The organism is Streptomyces speibonae (assembly GCF_984686075.1).
Window position 1 is genome coordinate 3,089,893 of sequence record NZ_OZ480260.1, and the last position, 18,360, is coordinate 3,108,252.

The 18,360-nt window shown below is 71.3% G+C and carries 17 protein-coding genes and 1 pseudogene; 9 read left to right on the plus strand and 9 right to left on the minus strand.

Annotated elements, in window-relative coordinates; genetic code table 11:
* Window positions 1-135: 135 nt before the first annotated feature.
* The gene (locus AC5L3C_RS13695) at window positions 136-2,271 is read right to left on the minus strand and encodes an AIPR family protein (protein WP_493649242.1); all 2,136 of its coding nucleotides are present in this window, start codon (window positions 2,269-2,271) and stop codon (window positions 136-138) included.
* Window positions 2,272-2,466: 195 nt separating this feature from the next.
* On the minus strand, window positions 2,467-2,823 hold the full coding sequence (locus tag AC5L3C_RS13700; protein WP_493649243.1) for a hypothetical protein: 357 nt from the start codon (window positions 2,821-2,823) through the stop codon (window positions 2,467-2,469).
* A gap of 59 nt (window positions 2,824-2,882) precedes the next feature.
* Between AC5L3C_RS13700 and AC5L3C_RS13705 the strand changes: the two genes are divergently transcribed.
* Window positions 2,883-3,611: a uridine kinase family protein gene (locus AC5L3C_RS13705; protein ID WP_493649244.1), complete on the plus strand. Its 729-nt coding sequence runs from the start codon at window positions 2,883-2,885 to the stop codon at window positions 3,609-3,611.
* 383 nt (window positions 3,612-3,994) lie between these two features.
* On the opposite strand, the gene AC5L3C_RS13710 is transcribed toward AC5L3C_RS13705, so the two are convergent.
* Entirely contained in the window at window positions 3,995-4,732 is a 738-nt protein-coding gene (locus tag AC5L3C_RS13710) for a SigE family RNA polymerase sigma factor (RefSeq protein ID WP_125504562.1), read from the minus strand.
* A 243-nt stretch (window positions 4,733-4,975) separates the two neighbouring features.
* On the opposite strand from AC5L3C_RS13710, the gene afsQ1 reads away from it, so the two are divergent.
* The 5 genes from afsQ1 (at window position 4,976) to AC5L3C_RS13735 (ending at window position 9,572) form a co-directional block, all read left to right on the plus strand.
* Complete coding sequence (gene afsQ1 / locus AC5L3C_RS13715) at window positions 4,976-5,653, plus strand: two-component system response regulator AfsQ1 (RefSeq protein WP_029394402.1); 678 nt, start codon at window positions 4,976-4,978, stop codon at window positions 5,651-5,653.
* On the plus strand, window positions 5,650-7,287 hold the full coding sequence (locus AC5L3C_RS13720; protein WP_493649245.1) for an ATP-binding protein: 1,638 nt from the start codon (window positions 5,650-5,652) through the stop codon (window positions 7,285-7,287). The genes afsQ1 and AC5L3C_RS13720 overlap by 4 nt, the downstream gene beginning before the upstream one ends.
* The gene (locus AC5L3C_RS13725) at window positions 7,284-7,922 is read left to right on the plus strand and encodes a hypothetical protein (protein ID WP_493649246.1); all 639 of its coding nucleotides are present in this window, start codon (window positions 7,284-7,286) and stop codon (window positions 7,920-7,922) included. Before AC5L3C_RS13720 ends, AC5L3C_RS13725 begins: the two co-directional genes overlap by 4 nt.
* Before the next feature lie 808 nt (window positions 7,923-8,730).
* Window positions 8,731-9,312, plus strand: coding sequence for a VanZ family protein (locus tag AC5L3C_RS13730; RefSeq protein WP_493649247.1), 582 nt, complete (start codon window positions 8,731-8,733; stop codon window positions 9,310-9,312).
* A gap of 59 nt (window positions 9,313-9,371) precedes the next feature.
* Complete coding sequence (locus AC5L3C_RS13735) at window positions 9,372-9,572, plus strand: PspC domain-containing protein (protein ID WP_125504566.1); 201 nt, start codon at window positions 9,372-9,374, stop codon at window positions 9,570-9,572.
* Window positions 9,573-9,662: 90 nt separating this feature from the next.
* Here the strand turns inward: AC5L3C_RS13735 and AC5L3C_RS13740 are convergent, their stop codons facing one another.
* Both AC5L3C_RS13740 and AC5L3C_RS13745 read right to left on the minus strand, forming a co-directional pair.
* Window positions 9,663-10,010 carry an ATP-binding protein gene (locus AC5L3C_RS13740; protein WP_493649248.1) on the minus strand — a complete coding sequence of 116 codons (348 nt, stop codon included), beginning with the start codon at window positions 10,008-10,010 and terminating at the stop codon, window positions 9,663-9,665.
* A gap of 139 nt (window positions 10,011-10,149) precedes the next feature.
* Entirely contained in the window at window positions 10,150-11,307 is a 1,158-nt protein-coding gene (locus AC5L3C_RS13745; protein WP_493649249.1) for an adenosine deaminase, read from the minus strand.
* A gap of 122 nt (window positions 11,308-11,429) precedes the next feature.
* On the opposite strand from AC5L3C_RS13745, the gene AC5L3C_RS13750 reads away from it, so the two are divergent.
* Window positions 11,430-12,194 carry an alpha/beta hydrolase family protein gene (locus AC5L3C_RS13750; RefSeq protein WP_493649250.1) on the plus strand — a complete coding sequence of 255 codons (765 nt, stop codon included), beginning with the start codon at window positions 11,430-11,432 and terminating at the stop codon, window positions 12,192-12,194.
* Window positions 12,195-12,330: 136 nt separating this feature from the next.
* Here the strand turns inward: AC5L3C_RS13750 and AC5L3C_RS13755 are convergent, their stop codons facing one another.
* On the minus strand, window positions 12,331-13,293 hold the full coding sequence (locus AC5L3C_RS13755; protein ID WP_493649251.1) for a LysR family transcriptional regulator: 963 nt from the start codon (window positions 13,291-13,293) through the stop codon (window positions 12,331-12,333).
* Window positions 13,294-13,356: 63 nt separating this feature from the next.
* Between AC5L3C_RS13755 and AC5L3C_RS13760 the strand changes: the two genes are divergently transcribed.
* Together AC5L3C_RS13760 and AC5L3C_RS13765 are read left to right on the plus strand one after the other, a co-directional pair.
* Window positions 13,357-14,655: an MFS transporter gene (locus AC5L3C_RS13760; protein WP_493649252.1), complete on the plus strand. Its 1,299-nt coding sequence runs from the start codon at window positions 13,357-13,359 to the stop codon at window positions 14,653-14,655.
* Window positions 14,656-15,002: 347 nt separating this feature from the next.
* Window positions 15,003-16,028: a sigma-70 family RNA polymerase sigma factor gene (locus AC5L3C_RS13765; protein ID WP_493649253.1), complete on the plus strand. Its 1,026-nt coding sequence runs from the start codon at window positions 15,003-15,005 to the stop codon at window positions 16,026-16,028.
* A gap of 21 nt (window positions 16,029-16,049) precedes the next feature.
* Here the strand turns inward: AC5L3C_RS13765 and AC5L3C_RS13770 are convergent.
* From AC5L3C_RS13770 to AC5L3C_RS13780, 3 genes and pseudogenes are all read right to left on the minus strand, one after another.
* A pseudogene (locus AC5L3C_RS13770) lies at window positions 16,050-16,295 on the minus strand (STAS domain-containing protein); the annotation flags it as partial.
* Window positions 16,296-16,362: 67 nt separating this feature from the next.
* Window positions 16,363-16,947: a Uma2 family endonuclease gene (locus AC5L3C_RS13775; protein ID WP_493649254.1), complete on the minus strand. Its 585-nt coding sequence runs from the start codon at window positions 16,945-16,947 to the stop codon at window positions 16,363-16,365.
* Window positions 16,948-17,043: 96 nt separating this feature from the next.
* Window positions 17,044-18,327 (minus strand): thymidine phosphorylase, encoded by a 1,284-nt coding sequence (locus AC5L3C_RS13780; RefSeq protein WP_493649255.1) that lies wholly within the window; start codon window positions 18,325-18,327, stop codon window positions 17,044-17,046.
* Window positions 18,328-18,360: the final 33 nt, after the last annotated feature.

Consider the following 18,360-nt stretch of genomic DNA (forward strand, 5'->3'; position numbering starts at 1 on the left):
CTGTTCCCTCTTGTCGCACGGCACACCGCCCGCCGTCAGATCGACGGCACCGACCAAGACTAGGACAGCCCGGGACCGGTTCCGTTCGGCCCCGCACCGCTCACCCTCCGTATGCGCCAGAAGGACGCCACGTCGCTATTCCTCGGCGTTCCGTCCCGCATCCAAGTCGTCGACAGCCCGCAGTTCGGCCGCGATGTCGGCAAGCGAGCCTTCACCCGGCACATGCCAGTATCGAGTTCCCTGAACCTGCTGATGGACCCCCATGGCCTCCCCGCGCATGTGTCGAGAAAGCGTGGAGGGCGCGTACGGCTTACCGTCCGCTTCCCAGACCAGAGGCTTGGTCTTGTTGTTCCGCCACACTGCACGAGATCGTTTCGCGTCAGCAGACAACCAGTTCGGCAGGCCACGGCGGTCGGGGCCGGTTACCGGACGGAACTCCAGCACAGTGCCCTCAGCGATCCGACCCGCGTCGACGATCACCCGCACCGCGTTCGCCAGCCTGCCGCCCCTGCCCGAGGGCTGCTCGGTGACCTGATACTCACTGTAGTCGGGAGCCTTGTCTCCCGACTTGAGTCGCTCGGTCAGACGCCGGGCAACCACTTGTACACGCTCGGCCGTACGTACAGTCGTGGCGTACTGACTCTTCTCACCGAAGGCAACATCCGCGATCGCCACGAACCACCACAAGGCCCGTCCGGTCAGCTCAGGCACAGCCGCCAGTCGCTCCCGCCACCGGGCTTCACCCGCCTCGTCGGTGTCATCGAGACCTTGAGTGTCCATGGTCTGGAAAATTGCATGCGCGATGAGCAGGTCGGCGTTCCCCGCCGCGCTGGCAACCCTGCCGTACAGATCGACGCGCAGCTTCCCCAGAGCCTCGCGCACCTCCCTCAAGAGCTGTACCACGCGCCAGACCCTGGCCGCACTCGGGCGATGCCCGAAAAGGTCACGGTAGTGGCGGTCCTCCCACAACGTGGACGAGTCCCGCTTGGCTCGGGCGACCAGGTCCGGCGAACGGTGCGTCGCAGCCAGCGCGAGCGCGGCCTCGGTCATGGTGCAGCCGGCCGCGGGGTGGGGCGCCGGCTCCCCGCGACGAATGACATAGTTCAGGCCGAGCGAGACGATGAACTCGTCACGGAGGTCGAACTGCATCCGATCACGTGACTTGAAGTCCCGCTCCTGCACGGGGTTCTGCGTGTTGGCAGCTGTGGTGACCCGGTCGCCGAACCCTTCGGGACACTCCTTGAGGGAGATGATCCGCACCAGGACCCGCCCCTGCCCTGCGTTTCCGGGGCTCTTCTGGACCGCGCGCGCTATCGCGTCCACTGTCTGCGCGCCGTTGACGACACTGGCACCTTTCAACCGGAAACCGACTCCCGCACCAGGTCTGAACGCCCCCTTCCCTTTCGGCTCGTAACTCTCGCAGAGCAGCGTGATGCCATTACTGAAGTACCAGAAGTGCTGGGGCTCGCTGAGCAGCGTGGCCTGGATCTTGGGGTTGACGTCGGAGACATCCAGAGCGTCCCGCAGATTGCGTGAGAACAGGTGGGCCCGGTTGTCGCCCTGATACCACTCCGCGATCTCCGTCACGGACACGGTGCCGTAGAACGCCTCGTACGGCATCGTCTCCTTACCGGCGCCCTCGAGCCACACATCGAGCTCGATCTTTCTCTCCGCCTGATCGCCCAGCAACTCCTGATAGAGGCCTCTCAGGTCGATGACCTCGTAATCGATCATGCCCGGCAGCCAGCTGCGCTCCTCGATCCCCTTCTTGAGCTCCCGCTCGATGTTGGGGTGCAGGTCATTCTCCGTAACCAGGGCAAGGACCAGCCGGATGGTCCCTGGATTGTCCAGTGCTGTCTCAAGCGCTACCGCATGGGACTCGATCCGGCTGTTGAAGCGATGGAACTCCAATTCTCGCAGATCATCCAGGCCTCTGAACAACGCCCTGAGCTCGCGTTCCCCGAAACCGGCAGTACCGTTCACACTCCACTTCGCCTGTACCAAAGTGATGTGGTAGCGGTCTTCTCCACGCTCCTCGACTGCGACAGCGTCGATGCCCCGGTCCCCGAAGCCGTCGATCACGCCGGCCGCTGCCTGGGCATCACTCCACCCCGTCTCGTGCTTGACTGCGAGCGCCGCAACCGCGCGGCTCAGGAACGCCCTCTCCTCCTCCTTGGGATCCGCCTTGGCCCGGTCGGACATGTCGATGTGCGGGCGGAACCTCTTCTCAAGTCCCTTGCGAAGGTGACGCATGTAGTAGGGATTGGCCATGGATTCCCCCCCAGTGTCGTCTGCGCAAGGCCTCACACACGTCATGGGCGGGGCCGCCGATCAGGCTATCCGGCGGGTCACGGGTGTTCCGTCTGTTTCGACGGAACAACTTCGCCGAGCGCAGATCGCCCCCGTGCAAACAGAGAACCGCGCCCCCAGGAGAGGAGGCGCGGCTCCGCGTCTGGTGTGGTGAGCTCAGCCCCTCAGCGCGTCCGTCGCCCGCCCCGCCACCGGGATGCTGTCGACACTCTGCGCCTGGGCGACCGGTCCGGTCACCTGCCGGGAGTCCACCGGCCGGAAGTCGGCGACCTGCGCGGCAACGCCGTTGTCGAGCGGGTCCACGCCCGTGCCGGCGAGCGGGTTGGGCTTGAGGTCCGCGACCGTGCCCACGACCCGGCCGGCGTCGGCACCGGCGCCGTCGAGGAGCGCCCCGGAGTCCGCGGCCGCCGCCGTGGCCGTACCGAGGCCGAGCGCCGCACCCGCCGTCGCGAGGACCGCCAGGGCGCGCCGGGCGGTCGGGGTCGGCATCCTGGGTGCCTTGTGTCGGGCCATCGCTGTGCCACCTACTACCTTCACTGTGTGATCGGTTCGTCGCGAAGCGTAGTCGACGTGTGACGCGCGCTTCAAAGCCGTACCTCGGGGTCGTACGCCCCCCGGACGATGCCTCACACTGGTGTCCTGTGAGTTCCCAGTCGCCCATATCCGCGCGAGTCGTGCTGCTCTGCGGCCCCTCCGGCTCCGGCAAGTCCCTGCTCGCGGCCCGCTCCGGCCTTCCGGTGCTGCGTCTCGACGACTTCTACAAGGAGGGCGACGACCCGACCCTGCCCCTGGTGGCGGGCACGTCGGACATCGACTGGGACGACCCCGGCTCCTGGGACGCGGACATCGCCGTCGCCGCGATCGAACGGCTGTGCAGGACGCGTCGCACCCAAGTCCCCGTCTACGACATCTCCTTGAGCGCCCGTACGGGCGAGGAGGCCGTCGACATCGGCGGCACCCCGCTGTTCATCGCGGAGGGCATCTTCGCCGCGGAGATCATCGGCCGCTGCCGTGATCTGGGCCTGCTGGCCGACGCGCTCTGCCTGAGCCGCGGCCCGGTGCGGACGTTCCGGCGACGCTTCCTGCGGGACCTCAAGGAGGGCCGCAAGTCCGTGCCGTTCCTGCTGCGCCGCGGCTGGCGTCTGATGCGCCTGGAGCGCTCCATCATCGCCCGCCAGGCCGCCCTGGGCGCCCACGCCTGCGACCGCGACGAGGCCCTGACCCGCCTCGCGACGGCGGCGGTCGCAGGACGTACGGCGACGGGCACGAGTACGAGTACGAGCTCCACCGCGCCGGCCTGACGCGGCCCCGCGCACGGAACCCCTCACACACGACCCGCACACACGACCCCGCACACACGAACAGCGGGACCGGGCGGGCCCCCCGGCCCTCCGCAGTCCCGCTGTTCCGTGATCCCCCGTGCCCCCCCAGTGACCCCCGTGTTCCCGGGAGTCCCCCCTCGGGCCCTCGGGGCTTTTCGGATCCCCCGTGGGTTCTCCGGTCCCTCGTCGATCCCTCCCCCGGATCTCAGAGGCCGCCCCCCGTTGTCCCCCCTTGTGTCCCCCTCCGGTTCCCCCGTGTCCCCCACGTGCCGCGGTGACGCCCCCCGGCATCCCCGCAGGTCCCCCCTGTTACCCGGTCCCCTGGATCCCCCGATCCCGGGCCCCCCGGTTCCCCCTCACCTTCAGGCGACGAGCTCGCCGAAGGCGTTCTCCTCGTCACGGCCGAAGCTGAGGACCTCGTCCTCGCGCAGCCGGCGGAGGGACCGCCAGATGCTGGACTTCACCGTGCCGACACTGATGCCGAGGATGTCCGCGATCTCCGGGTCCGTGCGGCCCTCGTAGTAGCGCAGGACCAGCATGGTGCGCTGGAGTTCGGGCAGCCGGGCCAGTGCCTGCCACAGGACGGCGCGCAGTTCGGTGCCGCGCATCGCGTCCGTGTCGCCGGCCGTCTCCGGCAGTTCCTCGGTCGGGTACTCGTTCAGCTTGCGGCGGCGCCACGCGCTGATGTGCAGGTTGGTCATGGTGCGGCGGAGGTATCCGCCGACCGCCGCCTTGTCGCTGATCCGGTCCCACGCCCGGTAGGTCGAGAACAGTGCGCTCTGCAGCAGGTCCTCGGCCTCGAAGCGGTCGCCGGTCAGGTGGTAGGCGGTGGCGTACAGGGAGGCGCGGCGCTCCTGGACGTAGGCGGTGAACTCCGCCTCCGTCAGCGAGCGGCGCTCCCCCGAGCCCTCCCCGTACGCGTTCCCCCCGTCCTTGTCCCCCGTGGACGCGTCAACCACCGTCATGATCGTGGTGTGCTGACGCCCGGTGCCGCGGGCGCACCCCCGCATGCCCGCCGCACCGGACTTCTCGGAACCCCGGTTCACGTCGTGCAGGCGTGTGACCACTGCGCTGGTGCTGGTGCCGTGCAGCATGTTCATCTCGCGCCTCCCGTCGTGGACTTCCGGTGTTCTGTCCTGCTGTTGTGCTTGTGCCGAATAGCTTGCCGGGGGACCTTCATGGCCGTGTCCGCCGACTGTCACAGGCGTGTCACAGGGGTCCGGCACGCGGCGGGCACAGGTCCTTCACAAGTGTCCGGGCACGTAGAGGCACGTATGCGTGTTCAATGGGCATCTCCCACCCACGGGTCGAACAGGGAGCCCTCCATGGGCCAGAATGAGCGGGTGCCTTCCCTGTTGCTGATCGAGGACGACGACGCCATCCGGACGGCCCTGGAGCTTTCACTGACGCGCCAGGGTCACCGGGTGGCGACCGCTGCCAGCGGAGAGGACGGTCTGAAGCTGCTGCGTGAGCAGCGGCCCGATCTGATCGTGCTGGATGTGATGCTGCCCGGCATCGACGGCTTCGAGGTGTGCCGTCGTATCCGGCGCACCGACCAGTTGCCGATCATCCTGCTGACCGCGCGCAACGACGACATCGACGTGGTGGTCGGCCTGGAGTCCGGCGCCGACGACTATGTCGTCAAACCGGTGCAGGGCCGCGTGCTGGACGCCCGCATCCGGGCGGTGCTGCGGCGCGGCGAGCGGGAGTCCAGCGACTCGGCGAGCTTCGGCAGCCTGGTCATCGACCGTTCGGCGATGACGGTGACGAAGAACGGCGAGGACCTCCAGCTGACGCCGACGGAGCTGCGGCTGCTGCTGGAGCTGAGCCGGCGGCCGGGCCAGGCGCTGTCCCGGCAGCAGTTGCTGCGGCTGGTGTGGGAGCACGACTACCTGGGCGACTCGCGCCTGGTGGACGCCTGTGTCCAGCGGCTGCGCGCCAAGGTCGAGGACGTGCCCTCGTCCCCGACGCTGATCCGCACCGTGCGCGGTGTCGGCTACCGGCTGGATCCGCCTCAGTGACACAGGAGCACCAAGGGGGTACCGGCGGCTGGGCCGCCGTGCGCAAGGGAATCTGGTCACGGCTGCGCTTCACCAGCCTGCGGCTGCGGCTGGTCGTCGTGTTCGGGCTGGTCGCGCTCACCGCGGCGGTGTCCGCGTCGGGCATCGCGTACTGGCTGAACCGTGAGTCCGTGCTGACCCGCACCCAGGACGCGGTGCTGCGCGACTTCGAGCAGGAGATGCAGAACCGGGCGGGCGCGCTGCCCGAGCACCCCACCCAGGACGAACTGCAGCGCACCGCGAGCCAGATGGCCACCAGCAGCCAGCGCTTCACCGTGCTGCTGGTCGCGGAGGATCCCGACGGGCGGACGGTGTACGGCAGTTCGGGCGGGATGAACGGCTTCTCGCTGCGGGACGTGCCGGCCTCGCTGCGCGACGCGGTCACCGAGCGGCAGAAGATCACGTCGAACAACAAGTATCCGCACCACCTGTACTGGCAGCGGACGACGGACGGCGGCACCCCGTATCTGGTGGCGGGGACGCGGGTGATCGGCGGCGGGCCGACCGGCTACATGCTGAAGTCGCTGGAGCCGGAGGCCAAGGATCTCAACTCGCTGGCCTGGTCGCTGGGGATCGCCACGGCGCTGGCACTGATAGGTAGCGCGCTGCTCGCGCACGCCGCCGCGACGACCGTGCTGAAGCCGGTGCAGCGGCTGGGGGTGGCCGCACGGCGGCTCGGTGAGGGGAAGCTGGACACCAGGCTCAGGGTGTCGGGCACGGACGAACTGGCCGATCTCTCCCGTACGTTCAACAAGGCGGCCGAGGCGCTGGAGAAGCGGGTGGCCGACATGGCCGCGCGGGACGAGTCCTCGCGGCGGTTCGTGGCGGACATGAGCCATGAGCTGCGTACGCCGCTGACCGCGATCACGGCGGTGACGGAGGTCCTGGAGGAGGAGCTCGAGTTCGAGGGCGGCGGCATCGACCCGATGATCCAGCCGGCGGTACGGCTGGTGGTGAGCGAGACCCGGCGGCTGAACGACCTGGTGGAGAACCTGATGGAGGTGACCCGCTTCGACGCGGGCACCGCCCGTCTGGTGCTCGACGACGTCGATGTCGCCGACCAGATCACCGCCTGCATCGACGCGCGGGCCTGGCTGGACGCGGTCGATCTGGACGCCGAGCGCGGCATCCATGCGCGGATCGACCCGCGCCGCCTCGACGTCATCCTGGCCAACCTGATCGGCAACGCGCTCAAGCACGGCGGGTCGCCGGTGCGGGTGGCGGTACGGGAGTCCCTCGCGGAAGCTCCGGAGGGCCCGGACGCCCCGGAGGACCTGGAGGGCGCGGGCGACGGGGGCTCGGTGATCATCGAGGTGCGGGATCACGGGCCGGGCATCCCGGAGGAGGTCCTGCCGCACGTCTTCGACCGCTTCTACAAGGCGAGTGCCTCCCGGCCGCGCTCCGAGGGCAGCGGACTGGGGCTGTCCATCGCCCTGGAGAACGCCCACATCCACGGCGGCGAGATCACTGCGGCCAACTCCCCCGAGGGCGGCGCGATCTTCACCCTGCGGCTGCCACGGGACGTCTCCGCACGGCATCCTTCACAGAAGGACGGCGACGCCGGGAAGGAAGGCGCCGAGGGGGAGGCCCGATGAGCGGACGGCGGACGGCGGTACGGCGTGCGGCCCTGCGGGGCGGGCGGGGGCTGCTGGCCGCCGGGGCGCTCGGGGCGCTGCTGGCGGGGTGCGGGATCCGGGCCACGGAGGTGCCGACGGACTTCGGTCCGGCGCCTTCGCGAGTGCGCTGCTCGCTGGCCGAGCCGGAGCCGACGACGCAGGCCGAGCGGGGGCTGCCGGTACAGGTGTTCCTGCTGTGCGGGTCGTCGCTGGTGGCGGTGGACCGGACGGTGCGGGTGCCGGACGGGGCGGCGGACGCGCGGCGGGTGCTGGTGGCGCAGGGGCTGCTGGACGAGTTGTCGCAGCGGCCGTCGGCCGCCGAGCGGGAGGCCGGGTACGCGACGCGGGTGCGGCCCGGGACGACAGTGAGCGGTCCGCGGCCCGGTGATCCGCGGGACGCCCTGCGGCTGGGCACCGTGCCGGGGAGCCTGTCCGCGTCGGCGCTGGCGCAGATCGTCTGCACCTTCTCCGACTCGGCGGCGGCCGAGAGCGACGGCTCGGTGGTCCTGGGCGGCCCGGACAACAGCCGGCCACGCCGCTACAAATGCACGGACGAGGTCCGCTCCCGCCCGGGAGAAAAGGAACCCCCTTCCTCAGAAGCCACCGAGGACTGAGCCCCGGAACGCCACGGGGGGGGACCACGGCGACTGAGCCGGCCAACGGACCGGCACAAGACGCCACCCGCGACCGAGACACGCAGGCCACGACAGCCGAGACGCCGGGGCCACCAGCGACCGACACGCGGAGAGCCACCCGGGACCAGGCGCGCAGGCCGCTGTCGACCGAGGCGGCGGGCGGAGCGGCACGGGACGCCCAAGCCACCAGCGACCGACCCACGGGAAACCACCGGCAGTTGAGGCACGGGGCGCCACAGGGCACTGACGCACGCAGACCACAACGACGACTGAGCCGGCCAACGGACCGGCACAAGATGCCACCCGGGACCGAGCAGGCCACGACAGCCGAGACGCCGGGGAGCGGGGGCGACCGGCGGCTGGGGCGCGGGGCGCCATCGGAGACTGAGCGGCAAGGGGTGCCGGGGCTGAGGCGCCGGGCGCGCGGGCCACCGGGGGCCGAGACGCCCGGGGCGCGGGGAGCCACCCGGGACCACGGCACGGGGGCGACCGGCGGCTGGGGCGCGGGGCGCCATCGGAGACTGAGCGGCAAGGGGTGCCGGGGCTGAGGCGCCCGGGCGGACCGGCACGGGACGCGCAGGACACCGGCACCCGAGACGCGCGAGCCACCGGCGGCTGAGGCGCCGGGCGCGCGGGCCACCGGGGGCCGAGACTCGGGGAGTCACCCGGGCGGACCGGTACGGGGCGCGCAGGACATCGGGTGGGTGTGGGAGTGTGGCGTATGCCTCATACGGTGAACGGGTGGCATCCCGGAACCGAGCGTGCCCAACGCCGCGTCTTGGGGGTCGTGCAGCGTCAAGGCTTCATCGGCGGCACCGCCGCATTCCGCATCCGTGTGACAGGAGGGCTCCTCCTGGCCGCGCATCTCGCTTTCGTCGCCTGGTACACGCTGCGCCCGCTGGACGTCCCCTGGGTGATGCCGGCGAATCTCCGGCCGTTGGACGGCATCCGTGCCGACTTCGCGCTGGGGTGGGCGACGGGCGTGCGGCGAACCGGTGAGGCGATGGCGCTGCTGGCGCCGCTGGGTGTGCTGCTGCCGATGGCCGGGGGGCGGCTGGCCGCCTCGCGGCTGGGGTCGCTGATCCGCACCATGACCGCGACCGCCCTGGTGTCGCTCGCCGTGGAGCTGCTGCAGACCGCGGTGCCGGGGCAGGTCGTGGACATCGACTCGCTGCTGCTGAACACGGCGGGCGCGGCGCTCGCGCACGCGGCGTTCGTGCCCGCGGGACGCGCCTGGCTCCGCCGCAGGGCGGGGTACGCGCCCGGGACGGCCCTCCTCCCGGAGGAGGAGCCTCAGGGGCGAACCCCTACGATCGCCAGGGTCGGGATCGCCCCGTGGAGCGACGCTTTGCCCCCTTCGTCTCCGTAACGTGGAGTGTACGGAGGCCGCCATCCGGGAGGCCTCGCATCGCCCACCGAGGAGCCGTCATGAGCCTCCCCGCCCGCCCCGCCGACGACCGCATGATCGCTGGAGTGTGCGCCGCGCTGGCCCGGCGCTTCGGCACCTCCACGACCACGATGCGGGTGATCTTCCTGGCGTCGTGCCTGCTTCCGGGCCCGCAGTTCCTCCTGTACATCGCGCTGTGGGTGCTGATGCCCGCGGAGGAGAAGTCACGCACGGTCTGGTGATACGGACATCCGGCCACCGTCCCCCGCGAGTACGCCGATGGGGCGCGCCCGGAATTCCGGGTGCGCCCCATCGGCGGTGTGCGCGGCGGTTCAGCTGCCGAGCGGAACGCCGTTGACCATCATGCCCTGCGCGGGCAGCTGGTTGACGGGCAGGCCGCCGAGGAGGCCGGCCTCCGGGGCGACGGGGCTCGCCTGCTCGGCGACCGGCTGGACGGCCGCCACGCCGGTGCCCGCCAGCTTCTGGCCGGTCGCGAGCGCCTCGGACGTGCCCGGCACCGCGTCGGTCAGCCGCTCCGCCGGGAGCGCCTGGGTGACGGTGTCCAGGGACGGAACGGCGTCCGGGACAGCCGGGGCCGCGTTGGCGGCGCCCGCCCCGGTGGCGGCGAAGGCGGCACCGAGAGCGGCGACACCGAGGGTCTTGGCAGCAGACTGCTTCATGTAAATGCGTCCTCGAAATGGGATACGGGGATGTGAGCGGTGCTGTGACGGTAAACAGGCGGCACCGCCCGCCGCAAACATCGAAATGCGGACGGATTGTGAACACCGCCGGTGTTCACGTTTCCCCGGGACGCGGTGTTCAGCTCTCCGATTCCACAGACCCGCTGGTGGAGGCGGTCTGCCGGAACAGCCATTCGGATTTCAGCTCCGCATATCCGGGTTTGACGACGTCATTGATCATGGCCAGTCGTTCATCGAAAGGAATGAACGCTGATTTCATCGCATTGACGGAGAACCACTGCATGTCGTCGAGCGTGTAACCGAAGGCCTCGACCAGGTGCTCGAATTCCCGGCTCATGCTGGTGTGGGACATGAGGCGGTTGTCGGTGTTCACGGTGACCCGGAAGTGCAGCCGGCGCAGCAGCCCGATGGGGTGCTCGGCGTACGAGGGGGCGGCGCCGGTCTGGAGGTTGGAGCTGGGGCAGAGCTCCAGCGGAATGCGCTTGTCCCGGACGTAGGAGGCGAGCCGCCCGAGTTCGACCGAGCCGTCCTCGCGGACGCGGATGTCGTCGATGATGCGCACCCCGTGCCCGAGCCGGTCGGCGCCGCACCACTGGAGGGCCTGCCAGATGGACGGCAGCCCGAACGCCTCGCCGGCGTGGATGGTGAAGTGGTTGTTCTCCCGCTTCAGGTACTCGAAGGCGTCCAGGTGCCGGGTGGGCGGGTGGCCGGCCTCGGCGCCCGCGATGTCGAAGCCGACGACGCCCAGGTCCCGGTAGCGGTTGGCGAGTTCGGCGATCTCCAGGGCACGGGCGGCGTGCCGCATCGCGGTCAGCAGCGCGCCGACCCGGATGCGGTGGCCGTTGTCCCTGGCCCGCCGCTCGCCCTGCCGGAAGCCCTCGTTGACCGCCTCGACGACCTCGTCCAGGGTCAGCCCGCCCTCGAGGTGCTGCTCGGGGGCGTAGCGGACCTCGGCGTAGACGACACCGTCCGCGGCGAGGTCCTCGGCGCACTCGGCGGCGACCCGGACGAGGGCGTCGCGGGTCTGCATGACGCCGACGGTGTGCGAGAACGTCTCCAGGTACCGCTCCAGGGAGCCCGAGTCGGCGGCCTGGTGGAACCAGAGGGCGAGCTTGTCGGGGTCGGTGTGGGGCAGGCCGGTGTACCCGGTCTCGCGGGCCAGTTCGACGACGGTGCCGGGGCGCAGCCCGCCGTCGAGGTGGTCGTGCAGCAGAACCTTGGGCGCCCGGCGGATCTGGTCCGCGGTCGGGGTGTTCGCGATGGTCTGGCTCGTCATTTCCGCACTCTAACGCCTACGCGCGTAGATCGCCGGTCGCGCGGCGTGCGCGCATCCGTCGATACCCAAAGGTGACCCCCCGGACGGGTGGTGTACACCGCCGCTTCTGAGAATGTTCTGTCATGGCACAGCAAGCGACGCCGGTGCGCACGGCCCGGCTGGGGAGGGTGCTCGGCCCGGAGCCGGCCGAGGTGGGCGGTGTGGTGCTGCTGCTCCCCGGCGGCGAGGAGGTGTCCAGTCGGCGGCCGTCGCCGATGCTGGCGGCCGCCTCCGTACGGGGTCTCGGCCGCCACCTCACCCGCGCGGGACGGGAGCAGAGCCTCGCCACTCACGTCGTCCACTACCGCTACCGGGGCTGGAACGGCAGTGAGGCCCGCCTCGCCCACGACGCGGTGTGGGCCGCCGACGAGGCCGTACGGCGCTACGGGGACGTGCCCGTCTGCCTGGTCGGCTCCGGCATGGGCGGCCGGGCCGCGCTCCGCGCGGGGGGCCACGAGGCCGTCAACTCCGCGGTGGCGCTGGCACCCTGGCTGCCCGAGGAGGACGCGGCGGCACCACCCGAACCGGTGAAACAGCTCGCCGGGCGGCGGGTGCTGATCGTGCACGGCACGAAGGACGCGCGCACCGACCCCGAGCTGTCGTTCCGGCTGGCGGCGCGGGCGAAGAAGGCGAACCGGGAGGTGTGCCGGTTCGAGGTCCACGCGGACGGGCACGGGCTGAGCCAGTACCGGGACGAGGTGCTGGCGCTGGTCGAGGACTTCGTGATGGGGGCGCTGTTCGGGCGGGCGTTCTCGCGGCCCGTGCAGGACGCCCTGGCGGCGCCTCCGCCGCTGGGGCTGCGGATGCCGCTCGCGGCGGGGTTCGGGGCGTCGTTGCGGCGGCGGTAGCGTCCGCGCCCGAGCCCGCCTAGAAGACCGCTGAAGATCTTGCTCCGCCCGCCCGACTCATCCCGGATTGCCGGTAAATGTCAATCCGTATGAACTGGTGCAAGCCGGGCGCGATTTCAAGATCTTCAGGACACTCCTAGGCGGGCAGCAGGCTGCCCCTCTTGGAGAGCAGGAACTTCTTGAAGGCGGCCACGGGGGGTGTGTCGGGGCGGCCCGCGAGCCAGGCCACTCCGATCTCCCGTGCCGCCCGCGGAGCCGTGACCGTCAGCTCCACGACTCCCGGGCGCGGGAACGGGGGCGGCGGCAGGAGAGCCACGCCCAGGCCCGCGGCGACCAGGCCGCGCAGGGTTTCCGCCTCCTCCCCCTCGAAGGCGGTACGGGGTTTGAAGCCCGCCCGCGCACAGAGGTCGTCGGTGATACGGCGCAGCCCGTAACCGGGTTCCAGGGTCACGAACGTCTCGTCGGCGGCCTCGGCCAGCCGGATCCGGCGGCGGCCGGCGAGCCGGTGGTCGGCGGGGACGACCAGGCGCAGTTTCTGCTCGTCGAGGCGGCGCGCGACGAGGTCCGGGGCGTCGGGCACCGGGGAGGTCAGACACAGGTCGAGTTCGCCCGCGCGCAGGCCCTCCAGCATGGCCTCGCCGTAGTTCTGGACCAGGCTGAAGCGGACGCGCGGGTGGTCGGCGCGGAAGGCGTGCAGCAGGCCGGGCACGGTCTCGGCGCCCATGGTGTGCAGAAAGCCGAAGGCGACCTTGCCGGTGGCGGGGTCGGCGTCGGCGCGGACCTCCTCGGCGGCGCGTTCGATCTCGGCGAGGGCGCGTTCGACCGAGGTGAGGAAGGTGCGGCCGGCCCGGGTCAGGGACACCGTGCGGCCGTGGCGGGCGAACAGTTCGACGCCCAGGTCCTGTTCGAGGCGGGCCATGGCCCGGGAGAGGGTGGACTGCGGCACCTGCATCTCCTGGGCGGCGCGCGTGACGTGCTCGGTGCGGGCGACGCCGGCGAAGTGGGCGAGGCGGGGGGCGAGCAGCCGGGACATGTCGTCCATGTCTCGTGTGTCACTGGTCTGTGACAGCCGGCTGCGTGACCTCTGCTGATGCTCCATGGGAACGATTATGGCGATTCCATGCATTGGACGGATGAGCGGGGGCGTACGTAGTTTCGTGGCATGACTCCCGCCAGTACCGGGGCGTCCACGACTGTGGGCGCCGTCGCTCGTGTTCCCTCTGCTTCTTCCTCTTCTTCCTCTTCTTCCTCGGCTCCCGCCGGGCGGATGTCTCCGGGCGGGCCCGGTTACCGCCGGATGAGTCTCGCGCTGTTCCTCGCGGGTGTCGCGACGTTCGCGCTGCTGTACTCCACCCAGGCCCTGCTGCCGCTGGTCTCAGGCGAGTTCGCGGTGAGCGCGGGCGACGCGAGCTGGACGGTGTCGGCGGCGACCGGCGGTCTGGCGCTGTTCGTGCTGCCGATGAGCGCGCTGTCGGAGCGGTTCGGCCGGCGCACCGTCATGACCGTCTCGCTCGCCGTCGCGGTCACCCTCGGACTGCTGGTGCCCTTCGCCCCGTCGCTCGGTGTGCTGGTGGTCCTGCGGGCGCTGCAGGGCGCGGCGCTGGCCGGGCTGCCCGCGTCGGCGACGGCGTATCTCGCGGAGGAGGTCACGCCCCGGGCGCTGGTGACGGCGATCGGGCTGTTCGTGGCCGGCAACAGCGTCGGCGGGATGAGCGGCCGGGTGATCACCGGCTGGGTGGCGCAGGAGTGGGGCTGGCGGGTCGCCCTCGGGGTGATCGGTCTGCTGGCGGTGGCCTGCGCGGTGGCCTTCCGGCTGCTGCTGCCCACGCCTAGAAACTTCCGTCCCGGGTCGCTGCGGCCCCGGGTGCTGGCCGGTACGGTCCGCGGGCATCTGGCCGATCCGCTGCTGCGGCGGCTGTTCGCGATCGGCGCGCTGTTCATGACGGTCTTCGGGGGCGTGTACACGGTCATCGGGTACCGGCTGACCGAGGCGCCGTTCTCGCTGCCGCAGGGTGTCGCCGGGTCGATCTTCCTGGTGTATCTGGTGGGCACGGTCTCGGCTTCGGCGGCGGGGCGGCTGGTGGACCGGCTGGGGCGGCGCGGTGCGCTGTACGCGGGCGGGGGGACGACCGCGGTGGGGCTGCTGGTGTCGCTGGCCGGGTCGCTGCCGCTGGTGCTGGCCGGGCTGGTGCTGATCACCGCGGGGTTCTTCGCGGGGCATGCGGTGGCGTCGTCGGCGGTGGGGAAGGCGGCGCGGGTGGGGCGTGCGCAGGCGTCGGCGCTGTATCAGTCCGCGTACTACGTCGGGTCCAGTGCGGGGAGCACGGTGGGGGCGTTGGCGTTCCACGCGGCGGGGTGGGGCGGGACGGTCGCCGTGGGGCTGGTGGCGGTGGCGGGGGTCGCGGCGATCACCCTGGCCGGGACGCGGGCGGCGTCGCGGGCGGCGCTGCGGCCGGCCTGACAATTTCCCTCGCCCCCGCCGCCCCTTCCCGTCCCGTCCCGTCCCCGGGGGCGCTCCCCCCCGGACCCCCGCTCCTCAAACGCCGGAGGGGCTGCATTTCAGCCCGTCTGGGGGTACCCCCTCTGGGGGAGTTTGAGGACGAGGCCCGAAGGGCCGAAGGGGGTCTGGGACGCAGCTCCGGGGACGGGACGGGAAGGGGCGGCGGGGGCGAGAGACCTCTGGTGCGGGCACCGTTGTTGACCTGCGCGTTCGTTGACTCGGGGGGCCGTTGTCAGTGGGCTGGGGTAGCTTCCGGAGTGGTGGGTGCGATGGTGCGCCACGACGAGGCCACATGGGGTGGGTGGACGATGACGAACCGCACGGCGACGACGACCGGTGTGGACGCCGGCCTGGAGAAGTACCGGGTCGAGCTGACCGGGTACTGCTACCGAATGCTCGGCTCGTCCTTCGAGGCGGAGGACGCGGTGCAGGACACGATGATCCGTGCCTGGCGCAGCTACGCCACGTTCGAGGGCCGCTCCAGCCTCCGCTCCTGGCTCTACCGCATCGCGACGAACGTGTGCCTGGACATGCTGACGGCCGGCAACAAGCGGGCCCGCCCGATGGACCTCACGGAGTCCACACCGCTGGCGCAGGCCGCGCTGTCGCCCCGCCCGGACAACACCTGGCTGGAGCCGATGCCCGACTCCCGGATGCTGCCCACGCCCGCCGACCCGGCGGAGGCCGCGGTCGCCAAGGAGTCGGTGCGACTGGCCTTCATGGCCGCGCTCCAGCAGCTGCCGGCCAAGCAGCGGGCGGTGCTGATCCTGCGCGAGGTGCTGGCCTGGAAGGCCGCCGAGGTGGCCGAGCTGCTGGACACGTCCGTCGCGTCGGTCAACAGCGCCCTCCAGCGGGCCCGCGCCACGCTCGCCGAGCGGCAGCAGCCCGGCGCCGAGGCGTCGGTGTCCGACCCGCTGGACGAGGAGCAGCAGAAGCTGCTCGAGCGCTATGTGGCGGCGTTCGAGGGGTACGACATGTCGGCGCTGACCGCGCTGCTGCACGAGGACGCCATCATGACGATGCCGCCGTTCGACCTGTGGCTGACCGGCGCCGACGACATCACGGGCTTCATGACGACGCTGGGCGCGGCCTGCGCGAACTCGCGGCTGGTCCCGGTGGAGGTCAACGGGCTGCCGGGGTTCGCGCAGTACAAGCCCGACCCGGAGGCCGGCGGCTACACGCCGTGGGCGGTGCAGGCGCTGGAGATCTCAGACGGCCGGATCACCGGATTCCACTGCTTCCTGGACACCGAGCGGTGGTTCCCGCTGTTCGGGCTGCCCCTCCGTCTCGAAGCGGAGGCCGACCAGGTCGAGCAGGGCGCACAGCGCCAGTGAGGGGTCGCGCAGCCGTATCCGGCCTCCGCGCCGGCGGGCGGTGAGCTGGAGCCGCGCGAGGAGGTTCACGGCGGCGAGACCGGGCGGCCCGAGCCCGCCGACGTCGCAGACGACCACGCGGCCCGCTCCGCCTCCGCCGTCCAGAAGTGTCCGCAGCTCGTCGCACGGCCCGTCCACCCCGTCCGGGGCGAGAGGGCCGCTGAGCACGAGTACGGGCGGTGTCATGTCATCCACAACCGGTAGACCGGGCGGGGACGCGTAACTCATCGCGCGGGGCCCGCGAGCATCGCAGCGCCCTGCGTAGCCCCCGGAGGCTGGGCTTCATGCCCGCAGCTCAGGCCTCGGGGAACTCGCTGGTCTCGATGACGAGATCGAAGGGGGCGGGGATCTTGATCGGCTCGCCGAACTTCGCGGTGCTCAGCGGCCGGTAGACGGCTCCCTCGGGGGCACCGTAGAGGGTCGCGGTCGGCCCGTCGGAGGCCCAGCGGTCGACCAGAAGGTACAGCGGAATGCCCGCGGTGGCGTAGGCGGCGAGCTTGCCCACGCGATCGTCGCGGGCGTTGGACCTCGAGGTGACCTCGACGACCAGTTCGGCCAGGGCGGCAGGGATGTGGGTGTCCGATTCGGTGTGCTCCCGCACCGGGGCCACGACGAGGTCGGGGATCAGCATGCCAAGACGCGAGGGCACGGCGAGGGCAAGAGTCTGGAAAACTTCCCAGTCCTCGGGGATCACAGAGTAAAGACGGCGCTGAATGCGGGCCGCGATCACGTTGTGACGGTACGCCGGAGCAGGTGACACGGTGATGATCCCCTCGATGATCTCCACCTTGCTGCCCTCGGGCCAGTCCATCTCCTCCCAGAACCGGACGAGGTCGTCCCAGCTCTGCTCGGGGTCCTGGCTCACGGTGAGTGCGCTCACGGCCGTCTCCTACTCGTTGCGTCACCGAGTCCAGCATGCCGAACGGGACCGGCGGGGGTCCACCGGTCCCGTTCATCCGATCGGGGAAACCGCTGGTCAGGCGATACGTTCCAGCACCACCGGCGTGGGAGTGAAGCCCGTGCCCCGCGGCGCGATGTCGTACGAGCCCTCGACGGCCTGGAGCGCGTACGCGAAGCGGTCGGGGGTGTCCGTGTGCAGGGTCAGGAGGGCCTGGCCCTCGGTCACCGCGTCGCCGGGCCTGGCGTGGAGTTCGACGCCGGCGCCGGCCTGCACGGGGTCCTCCTTGCGGGCGCGTCCGGCGCCCAGGCGCCAGGCGGCGACACCGATGCCGTAGGCGTCGAGGCGGGTCAGGACGCCGGAGGACGGGGCCGTGACGACGTGCTGCTCGCGGGCCACCGGGAGGGCGGCGTCGGGGTCGCCGCCCTGGGCCGCGATCATGCGGCGCCAGACGTCCATGGCGGAGCCGTCGGCCAGGGCCTTCGCCGGGTCGGCGTCCTTCAGTCCGGCCGCGTCGAGCATCTCGCGGGCGAGGGCGAGGGTCAGTTCGACGACGTCCGCCGGGCCGCCGCCGGCCAGGACCTCGACCGACTCGCGGACCTCCAGGGCGTTTCCGGCGGTCAGGCCGAGGGGGGTGGACATGTCGGTGAGCAGGGCGACCGTCCGCACCCCGGAGTCGGTGCCCAGGCCGACCATGGTGCGGGCCAGTTCGCGGGCGTCGTCGAGGGTCTTCATGAAGGCGCCGGTGCCGGCCTTCACGTCCAGGACCAGGGAGCCGGTGCCCTCCGCGATCTTCTTGGACATGATGGAGGAGGCGATGAGCGGGATCGCCTCGACCGTGCCGGTGACGTCGCGGAGCGCGTAGAGCTTCTTGTCGGCGGGGGCCAGTCCGTCGCCGGCCGCGCAGATCACCGCGCCGGTGGTGTCCAGGACGTGCAGCATCTCCTCGTTGGAGAGCAGGGCCCGCCAGCCGGGGATGGACTCCAGCTTGTCGAGGGTGCCGCCGGTGTGGCCGAGGCCGCGGCCGGAGAGCTGGGGGACGGCCGCGCCGCAGGCGGCGACGAGGGGGGCGAGCGGGAGGGTGATCTTGTCGCCGACGCCGCCGGTGGAGTGCTTGTCGGCGGTGGGGCGGGACAGGGACGAGAAGTCCATGCGCTCGCCGGAGGCGATCATCGCGGCCGTCCAGCGGGCGATCTCGCCGCGGTTCATGCCGTTGAGCAGGATCGCCATGGCGAGGGCCGACATCTGCTCGTCGGCCACCTCCCCGCGGGTGTACGCGTCGATCACCCAGTCGATCTGCTCGTCGCTGAGTTCGCCGCGGTCCCGCTTGGTGCGGATGACGGAGATGGCGTCCATGGCCATGGCTGAGGTTCCTTCCGGGGTGCGAAGGGCGCG